Source organism: Coleofasciculus sp. A1-SPW-01, assembly GCF_040217205.1.
Lineage (GTDB): Bacteria > Cyanobacteriota > Cyanobacteriia > Cyanobacteriales > Coleofasciculaceae > Coleofasciculus > Coleofasciculus chthonoplastes_A.
Window position 1 is genome coordinate 76,887 of the sequence record NZ_JAVJNP010000174.1, and the last position, 9,444, is coordinate 86,330.

The following is a 9,444-nucleotide window of genomic DNA, read 5'->3' on the forward strand; positions in this document are numbered from 1 at the left end:
GTAGCGGTACTTGTTAAGTGACCTAGAAGCTAAAAACTATTTGGTTAATAAGTGGGTCGTTTATGTTTGCCAATTTACACTAGCGAACAAATTTTATTACCTGAGAAGTTTAGGTTTGTACTACATGTGTATAACATGTTTTACGTTATCTAAACCTTAGTGCGATCGCTAAATAATTGTCAATACAGTTAAGTATTCTTTTTTTACTTAAAGCAATAATTTTTTTTTATTTATAGCTGTGGCAATAAAGCTTACTTCCCTCCCCGCAGAAAATTACCTATTTTTCTCCCCCAGCTCTCCAGACGCTTCTTGCATCGCGTTACGGTATATCTACGGTAGGGGCTGCTGAATAAGTGTTGTGGTGAGGGGGAGCAGGGGAACACCTCGACTTCGCTCGGTGTGTCAGCTGGGGGAGCAAGGGTACATTTTCCCTGAGCAAGGTGATGCCATACTTATGAAGGATGCTACCCCATTTCCTTGAAGAAAACCCTCTGTAAATAAAGCTCAAAGTATTGATGGGCTTTGCGGTTTTGGCTTTGTGCAGCAAGCCCTACGGTATATCAAGGATTTTAGCGATCCCAAAACGTTCCCCGTTCCCTGTCTGACCCACCCATGAAAAAACCCGGTTAAAACCGGGCCACACTACCATTTGATGGAAAACTTACTAAGTCATCAAGCTATGTTGACAAATTTTTGAGTCCCAAGTGGAGTCCTACTTTGTAAGTTCATAGTCACAGGTGAGTGGGCAAGCTGCAAAAATTGACTTATGAAGAATATTCTGCTCACCATGTAACCAGCTTAACCAACGAACTTCCTTAGGATTGACGCCCTTAAAGGTTAATACGGCAGCGCCGAACAAAATGCCAAAAACATTCGCGCCAATCAAACCAACGGCGACGAGCAAAACGGCACTAATCGGCAAAAGTGATTGTAAGGAAATCGCCATAATTGCTCCAAGCGCCACCATTAACACAATCAGCGGAAACCCTGCCACTAAGAGACTTACCGTTAGGGTAAATGTCCAAATTAAGAAGCCTGTGACCTTTTCGTTGAGTGAATAAGTCTTGGTTAAGTTTTCACGGGTTGTCATTTCCATGGACGTTCCTCCTATCGGGGATAAAAAATGGTCTTTATGTAACAAACCTTTAATCAATTTCTGTAATGTAAGAAATTACGAAGGTAAAAACCAGTATAGTGAACTTCTCCGGAGAAATGAGCTTTTTTTTAAAAAAATTTACAATCAGGGTAGACTATTTATGGATCGCTGAGAAGATCAGACCGACAATTGAGTTCAAGCCTTGATTCCAGCTCATCTCTACCTATAGATAGATATTACTGAGCTGTTTAGCCTCCAAACCCTTCAATGGTATACCCTTGAAGCCTTCATAACTTGAATATGACCAATCCCCTAAATTGATTTTGTTAACATTTCTTATACTTTTGTGCCATGCTTCTCATAATTCTGGGGTAACTTCACATATAAGTAGTAGGCTGGCAAGCTTAAAGTTGTGGGTAAAATTTTTCTGGATCGCTACCCTCATAAGGGTTTGAGAAAATACTTGACCACTGTTTTAAGCTTGCCAGTAGGGTGGGCATTGCCCACCCTACATTCCTGGAGTCTTTTACCTTTCTTCAGTCAGCTAGGTATCAATTACGACAGAACCATCTGCAATTCACCAACGGTGCGCTTGATTTCCAGCATCAACAGTCCTTGCTTCGCCGCTTTAGTCGCCAAAACTAGAAAGACGGTATCTTCACCACAACTGGTGAGGATACTCAAACCCTGATCACCCTCTACATAAATACGGTCAATTGTACCGCGAACTAATTCTTTACCAATCCGTTCCCCCAAGGAAAGCATCGCCGCAGACATCGCAGAAACCCGTTCGTCATCCATACCACTGGGTAAAGTCGTCGCCAGAGGTAAACCATCGGGGGTGACAACTGCTGCTCCTTCAACATCAGACGTTGCTGAAGCAAAGTCTTTGATGATCATTCCTAGTTTTTCGGCGTTAATCGCCATTTGGATACTCCTTGTTTAATTTCCAACAGTCTTTGCAGTATATAGATACTCAAAGCTGAGATTTCTCCTGTTTCCCCGACGCTGTTACTCTTAGAGTTCAGCACGAACATTCCTGTTGATTTCACCCATAATGGTGTACTCGAACAGATCACAGCCACCCCCTTGTAAAAGTGATTCAATTTGAGTTCCCTGCAAACGCTGATTCAGAAAGGCTTCGAGAAACCCTTGAACCGCCCCCATGGTGAAAGAAGCTACCCGAGTTGAGCCTTGAATTTCACCGAAAGAGTCAAAGGTTTCGCGAGTATAGACTTTGTAGACATCGCCCTCTTTGATAATTTTGTCAATGACGCACAAACGAGTTCCCTCTTTGCCCAAGGCTAGCTGGGCTTTTTCGGTAATTTCTTCCAATGAGACGGAGGCATCCTGGTCTACCAAATTTAATTTTTTGGCTAGCTCTTGACCCCGTTGGCGACCTGCAGAAAGCATCGCGATCGCAGCGGCTCTTGTACCCAGGGTCTCCTCGATACCGCTAACGATTGCCTTCATTTCTCCAATGCTGCCAAAGTCTCCCAGTTCTTGACGTGGATCTTTCGCTGAATCTGCCATAGTAATTTCCTAATTTGATGTTCAATTTTTGTTGTAACTAAGAGTTCAACTGTTCAGACAAAAATATGTTTTAACAGCCAAATTCTGTGAGTGGCTTGGTAAATAATCCCTGCTTTTATTATATCCGTAAATAACTGAAATATAGGAATAACAAATACTTTCTTAATTAAGTCACCAGAGAATTGTTTTGACCATAAAAAAATAAATTAATAACTAAAATTATTAATTGTAAAACAATAAATGCCAAGAAGATGATGGAAGCCTGTCAGGGACAGCACAAAATGTTCTTGTAGGTTGGGTATAGCGTAAGCGTTACCCGACAGTAACCCAACGGGTTACTTTACCCTTTGGGTTCTCCATGGCGAGTACGAGAAAGCTTCGCCTAGGTTCCAAGGGGCAAATCTACTTACGTTGACATGCTCCCAAGATAATATTGTGATGCAAATTTACTGAAAATAAATCCAGAATCAATTAATCTTAGTGATAGTTTGTTTAATTTGTAATCTCAACAGTAGTGGCGTGGCACACCTAATTTTATAGATGACGCTTATACCCATAAACTGTAGGGTCGCAAGGACTTGCGCCCGATTCAATGATAAGATTTATCCCACAATTTTAGCTGTGCCACGCCAGTAGGGACAGGAAATTTCCTGTCCCTACAAATGGTGATTGAGAGGTTAAGACAGCCTGGGAGCCTTATGCCTTTCTTTGGTCAGCTAGGTGTGTCAACTAATTACGACAAAACCATCCGCAATTCACCAACAGTGCGCTTGATTTCCAGCATCAACAGTCCTTGTTTAGCCTCTTTCGTCGCCAGCACCAGAAAGACGGTATCTTCACCACAACTGGTCAAGACACTAAAGCCCTTTGCACCCTCGACATAAATCCGGTCAATTGTACCGCGAACTAATTCTTTACCAATCCGTTCCCCTAAGGAAAGCATCGCCGCTGACATCGCAGAAACTCGTTCGTCATCCATACCACTGGGTAAAGTCGTCGCCAGAGGTAAACCATCGGGGGTGACAACTGCGGCTCCTTCAACATCAGAGGTTGCTGAAGCAAAGTCTTTGATGATCATTCCTAGTTTTTCGGCGTTAATCGCCATTTTGATACTCCTTGTTTAATTTCCAACAGTCTTTGCAGTACATAGATACTCAAAGCTGAGATTTTTCCTCTTCCCCTCGACGCTGTTACTCTTAGAGTTCAGGACGAACATTCCTGTTGATTTCACCCATAATGGCGTACTCAAACAGATCACAGCTACCCCCTTGTAAAAGTGATTCAATTTGAGTTCCCTGCAAACGCTGATTCAGAAAGGCTTCGAGAAACCCTTGAATCGCCCCCATGGTGAAAGAAGCTACCCGAGTTGAGCCTTGAATTTCACCGAAGGAGTCAAAAGTTTCGCGAGTATAGACTTTGTAGACATCGCCCTCTTTGATAATTTTGTCAATGACGCACAAACGGGTTCCCTCCTTGCCCAAGGCTAGCTGGGCTTTTTCGGTAATTTCTTCCAGGGAGACGGAGGCATCCTGGTCTACCAAATTTAATTTTTTGGCTAGCTCTTTACCCCGTTGGCGACCTGCAGAAAGCATTGCGATCGCAGCGGCTCTTGTACCCAGGGTCTCCTCGATACCGCTAACGATTGCCTTCATTTCTCCAATGCTGCCAAAGTTTCCCAATTCTTGACGTGGATCTTTCGCTGAATCTGCCATAGTATTTTCCTCATTTAATGAACAAGATTTGTTGGCATTAAGAGTTTAGCTGTTCAGGCAAAACTATGTTTTAACAGCCAAATACTGGGAGTAGTTCCAGTAAATGTTTTCTATTTGTGTTGTAGCACTTTATCTTTAATATGTCTGCATATTCAGGATTTTTTAAATTCATTAACTATAGAATTTATAATCAAATTAACTCTGGTTGTAATTTTCAATAATTAAAGTTATTTTTTTATTAAAAATAATCATTTTGACAGTTTAAACGCTATCTATAGGAGTAAGGTGGGCATTGCCCACCCTACATACAAGAGAACCTTCTGCCTTTCTTTGATCAGCTAGGTGTCAATTACGACAGAACCATCCGCAGTAAGGTGGGCATTGCCCACCCTACATACAAGAGAGCCTTCTGCCTCTGTTTGATCAGCTAGGTGTCAATTACGACAGAACCATCTGCAATTCACCAACGGTGCGCTTGATTTCCAGCATCAACAGTCCTTGCTTTGCCGCTTTAGTCGCCAGCACCAGAAAGACGGTATCTTCACCACAACTGGTCAAGACACTAAAGCCCTTTGCACCCTCGACATAGATCCGGTCAATTGTACCGCGAACTAATTCTTTACCAATCCGTTCACCTAAGGAAAGCATCGCCGCAGACATCGCAGAAACCCGTTCGTCATCCATACCACTGGGTAAAGTCGTCGCCAGAGGTAAACCATCGGGGGTGACAACTGCTGCTCCTTCAACATCAGAGGTGGCTGAAGCAAAATCTTTGATGATCATTCCTAGTTTTTCGGCATTAATAGCCATTGTCATACTCCTTGTTCAATTTCAAATAGTCTTTATCGCGATAGATACTGAACGAAAACTTGAACCCTTTTAATGATTGACTGCAGGAAGAGCGGCGTACTCTAATAGATCAAAATTGCCACCCCGTAAGACGGATTCAGATTGAGTTCCCCGTAGGCGCTTACCTAAAAATGTTTCGAGAAATCCTTGAATTGCCCCCATGGTGAATGTACATTGCCGGGATGAGCCTTGAGATTCGCCGGCTGAACAAACAGTTTCGTGAGTATAAACCTTGTAGATATCACCCTCTTGGGTAACTTTGTCAATGACGCACAAACGAGTTCCCTCTTTGCCCAAGGCTTCCTGCATTTTTACCGTCACATCTTCCAGGGACATCGAGGAACCCTTGCCCGCCAAATCCAGATCTTCGGCTAGCTTTTTACCCCGTTGGCGACCTGCAGAAATCATTGCGATCGCGGCAGCTTTTTCGCCCAGCGCTTCTTCGACACCGACAACGATTGCCTTCAAGCAAACAATGCTGCTAAAGTCTCCCAGTTCTTGACGTATTTCATTCTGTGCAATTGCCATAATATTTTCCTCATTTGATGCTAAAAATGCTGACAATGATAGTTTGTTTAGCTGTATAGAAATAATATTTTTATACAGCTAATTTTTAGGGTTAGTTTTAGGTAATAATCCCTACTTCTGTTTTAGCAATTAATTAGGAAAATGTCTGTAGTTTTCTATGATGTTTTTATGAAGCATATATAAAGTCTATGGCTGAGTATATTTTTAAGAAAAAAATAAATTAATTGGCGCAATCAATGCCTGCACCAATGCAATATTGTCAAGCGATAATTTTTACGGCAAAAATAAATTAAATTGAGTAATCGTTCGTTTGATTTCTAATTTCAACAGTCCCGGCTTAGCTGTTTTACTGGCTAAAACCAGAAAAACAGCATCTTCCCCGCAACTGGTTAAAATACTTAAGCCATGGTTACCTTCGACAGAAATGCGAGCAATAGTTCCCCGAGCCAGTTCCTTACCAATCCGCTCACCCAGAGATAACATCGCTGCTGATATTGCCGATACCCGTTCATCATCCATATCAACTGGCAAACTAGCAGCTATGGGTAAACCATCAGGAGTAATCATTGCTGCACCTTGCACATCAGGGGTATTGCTTACAAAGGTTTGTAAAATACGCCCTAATTTGTAAGGATTAATCGCCATAGCCGTCGTTTTGTTTAAATTGATTCAATAATCTCCTTTGTGCAAACGTCATGTAGAGACGTTCTCAGAGAACGCCTTTACTCAAATCATGACGATGTTCAGCTTTTTTGCGTATTTATTTTATTGACGCTATTCTGTACTCATACAATCCAATTGCAAAAACCGGATTATTTTTGGACAGCGCCTAAAATCTTGTACTCGAAAACGTCGTGAGTTCCTTCCCGTAATGTTGATTCAGTCTGAGTTCCCCGTAAACGCTTACCTAAAAAGGCTTCAAGAAACCCTTGAATTGCCCCCATCGTAAATGTGCATTGACGAGACGAGCCTTGAGGTTCACCTGCTGAACAAACAGTTTCGTGAGTATAGACTTTATATCCTTCGTCTTCCTGGATGATCTTGTCAACCACGCACAAGCGAGTCCCCTCTTTACCTAAAGCGTACTGAACTTTTTGGGTCACATCTGCTAAAGAAACTTCTTTGCCCTTGTCCACTAATCCAAGCTTTTCAGCTAACATTCTGCCCCGTTGACGACCCGCCGAAATTAGTGCAATTGCGGTAGCTTTATCGCCTAAAGCTTCTTCAACACCAGTAATAATGGCTTTGAGGCAAATAATACTGCTAAAGTCTCCAAGTTCTTGGCGTAGTTCATTCTGTGCAATTGCCATATCCATCTCCTTAGTTGTATTGATTTGACTGTAATCAGTTAACTTTCTATTTACTATTTCTCCATTAAAAGCATCATTCAGATATTTCTCTATAAAAGTATTTTTAAGTTTTATTAAAGGCAAATCAAATACTTTTATGATAATATTGTAAGCTTAGAAAATGGCTTGCAAGTTCATTTAAATAACTTTATTTATTAAAACATTTAGTGCAGTTACAACCGAATTTTTTAGTCGAGGATTAACCTTCAAAATAGCTGGACAATCTTTAGCATTTAAAATGCCTAAATGTTTGACTATTTCTTCTGTCGGTATAGCCCCCGAACAATCAGTATGAGTTAAACCAATAACCATCGGTACTTGAACGCGATCGTTCATAAACGCTAAAATATCTTTAGCGTAGGAAAAACTATCTGCTTGATTAGCCTTCACCAGTAGAATATAAGCATCAGCCCCTTTAATTAAAATATCCCACATAAAATCAAAGCGGGTTTGACCGGGAGTCCCATATATATGTAAGATTTTATTGGCATCTAAAACCAATTTACCAAAGTCAAACGCAACGGTAGTTTTATCCTTAAATGAGGATTCTATTTCCGAATTACTAACCTTACGTTCTATTTCTACAACATCAATTTCACTAGCTGTACGTACAAAAGTAGACTTACCTGCTCCTACAGTTCCGGTTATGACTATACGTATATTTTTCATAAAAATTATTTGATCATTTTTTGCTGTTAGTTTTATTATGTGGCATAACGATATCATAAATAATTACTACATAAAGTTGTTTTATTGACCTCCATAAATCCAAAAGCTAAATCACGATTATCTTGAACTAAAAGAATACTTTCATTGTTTGATTTGTAAGGAAAAACAGAAAATGCTGTCAAGGGTATAATTGAGTAATGTCAGGATATTTATTGCTTTTTTGCAGTTAATTAAAGACTTTTAAATAGTGCCTGACAATTGTTATTTGCTTTACATCAAGATAGACTTAAGGTCACCAAGCGCCCGTTTTATTTCCAACATCAAAAGTCCTTGTTTAGCTTGTTGAGTGGCTAAAACGAGAAATACAGCATCTTCACCACAACTGGTCAAAATACTCAAGCCTTGGTTACCTTCAACATAGATGCGATCAATTGCACCTCGAACCAGTTCTTTACCAATTCGTTCCCCTAAAGATAGCATCGCCGCAGACATGGCTGATACCCGTTCATCATCCATATTACTAGGCAAAGTAGTTGCCAGAGGTAAACCATCTGGAGTGACAATAGCAGCACCTTCAACATCATTCGTCGCCGAGACAAAATCCTTGAGAATATGTCCTAATTTTTCAGAATTGATCGCCATTGATTGTTTGTACTCCTGCTAAAATTTGAGAGATTGCTAATACAGTTAAGCGTTGAGTTACATCGAAGCTGCACCTGTGGAAATGAGCCGTTTGAATAAGCCTTCTGTCCAGCCAGTTTCTTGAAGTACAGCGGCTGACGTGACTTCAATGTAGGCTTGTTCAATAAATGCCAGATCAATCATGCAAATTAGACTGAGGGCATCCCGTAATTCTTCATTTTTGTCTGCCTCTTTTAGCTTTTGACCTACAGCATTAACCACAATTGCCATAGCTGGAACCACATGTTGCGGTCCAATACCAATCTGCACATGCACTAGACCAATTCGCCAGCGGCGATCGGCATAAGCATTACCCCAATCATCTATACCTGTAAACATTTCGTAAAACCATTGAGTAAAGGTTTCACGTAGGCGATGCATCCGTCCTTCTTTGGCATTTAAAATTTCGCTCATTTCTGGATCTCGTCCCAAATAGGCATAGAAATGATCTGCCATTTCTGGAGCGATGTCTTTACCCCAATCTGCGTTAGCTTTGAGGATTGCTTTGTCTTCATCGGTAAAGCTAATACGCTTTGCCATTGTTTCCATAAATGCATGAGCATCTAAAGCCATAGTTTTCTCCTACCAGCATGAATTTTTAATCTTCTTCATTGATAACAAATTGTTTTTACGTTTGTCCATATTTTTTTGTGTTGATTTTGTGAAAAAATTTGACCATAAAATTAAGCAGCACATTTTATTTAAATGCCAAATAAAAAGCAAAGTATGGCATTTAAATAAAATGAATATAACGCACCCTTAGAACTGTAATTGACTTCAAGGATATTCAAGTGTTAGAAAATAGATGGCAAATAGAATGAATGCTATCGTATATTGCTAGACTAATGCCGAACTTTATCAGCCTAAACTAATGCTGTGTTAACACTAAGCTGTCATGCATTTAAATTGGGTATTAGTAGCGAGCAAGATGCAAAGCCTGCGGCATGGCTTCGCTAAAGCCTGCGGCATGGCTTCGCTAAACGCACTACAAGGCTTTCGCCATTACTAATATTAAGGTTTAAATGCC

General features: G+C 40.7%; 12 protein-coding genes. All 12 read right to left on the reverse strand.

What is annotated here, in order from left to right:
* Positions 1 to 712 precede the first annotated feature (712 nt).
* A complete protein-coding gene (locus RH949_RS25970; RefSeq protein ID WP_446357200.1) occupies positions 713 to 1,096 on the reverse strand; it encodes a hypothetical protein in 384 nt (127 codons plus the stop codon).
* A gap of 555 nt (positions 1,097 to 1,651) precedes the next feature.
* Positions 1,652 to 2,023 carry a roadblock/LC7 domain-containing protein gene (locus tag RH949_RS25975; protein ID WP_006102054.1) on the reverse strand — a complete coding sequence of 124 codons (372 nt, stop codon included), beginning with the start codon at positions 2,021 to 2,023 and terminating at the stop codon, positions 1,652 to 1,654.
* A 90-nt stretch (positions 2,024 to 2,113) separates the two neighbouring features.
* A complete protein-coding gene (locus tag RH949_RS25980) occupies positions 2,114 to 2,629 on the reverse strand; it encodes a hypothetical protein (RefSeq protein ID WP_006101955.1) in 516 nt (171 codons plus the stop codon).
* Between the two features lie 733 nt (positions 2,630 to 3,362).
* A complete protein-coding gene (locus tag RH949_RS25985) occupies positions 3,363 to 3,734 on the reverse strand; it encodes a roadblock/LC7 domain-containing protein (protein WP_006102075.1) in 372 nt (123 codons plus the stop codon).
* 91 nt (positions 3,735 to 3,825) lie between these two features.
* Positions 3,826 to 4,341, reverse strand: a complete 516-nt coding sequence (locus RH949_RS25990) for a hypothetical protein (RefSeq protein WP_006101853.1) — start codon at positions 4,339 to 4,341, stop codon at positions 3,826 to 3,828.
* Between the two features lie 438 nt (positions 4,342 to 4,779).
* Positions 4,780 to 5,151, reverse strand: a complete 372-nt coding sequence (locus RH949_RS25995; RefSeq protein WP_006101996.1) for a roadblock/LC7 domain-containing protein — start codon at positions 5,149 to 5,151, stop codon at positions 4,780 to 4,782.
* Between the two features lie 69 nt (positions 5,152 to 5,220).
* On the reverse strand, positions 5,221 to 5,718 hold the full coding sequence (locus tag RH949_RS26000) for a hypothetical protein (protein ID WP_446357204.1): 498 nt from the start codon (positions 5,716 to 5,718) through the stop codon (positions 5,221 to 5,223).
* A gap of 273 nt (positions 5,719 to 5,991) precedes the next feature.
* Positions 5,992 to 6,363 carry a roadblock/LC7 domain-containing protein gene (locus tag RH949_RS26005; RefSeq protein WP_446357206.1) on the reverse strand — a complete coding sequence of 124 codons (372 nt, stop codon included), beginning with the start codon at positions 6,361 to 6,363 and terminating at the stop codon, positions 5,992 to 5,994.
* Between the two features lie 167 nt (positions 6,364 to 6,530).
* Positions 6,531 to 7,028, reverse strand: coding sequence for a hypothetical protein (locus tag RH949_RS26010; RefSeq protein WP_044208008.1), 498 nt, complete (start codon positions 7,026 to 7,028; stop codon positions 6,531 to 6,533).
* 177 nt (positions 7,029 to 7,205) lie between these two features.
* The gene (locus tag RH949_RS26015; RefSeq protein WP_006102090.1) at positions 7,206 to 7,736 is read right to left on the reverse strand and encodes a GTP-binding protein; all 531 of its coding nucleotides are present in this window, start codon (positions 7,734 to 7,736) and stop codon (positions 7,206 to 7,208) included.
* A gap of 270 nt (positions 7,737 to 8,006) precedes the next feature.
* Positions 8,007 to 8,378 (reverse strand): roadblock/LC7 domain-containing protein, encoded by a 372-nt coding sequence (locus RH949_RS26020; protein WP_006101972.1) that lies wholly within the window; start codon positions 8,376 to 8,378, stop codon positions 8,007 to 8,009.
* Between the two features lie 57 nt (positions 8,379 to 8,435).
* The gene (locus RH949_RS26025) at positions 8,436 to 8,990 is read right to left on the reverse strand and encodes a protoglobin domain-containing protein (RefSeq protein WP_006102031.1); all 555 of its coding nucleotides are present in this window, start codon (positions 8,988 to 8,990) and stop codon (positions 8,436 to 8,438) included.
* Positions 8,991 to 9,444 lie beyond the last annotated feature (454 nt).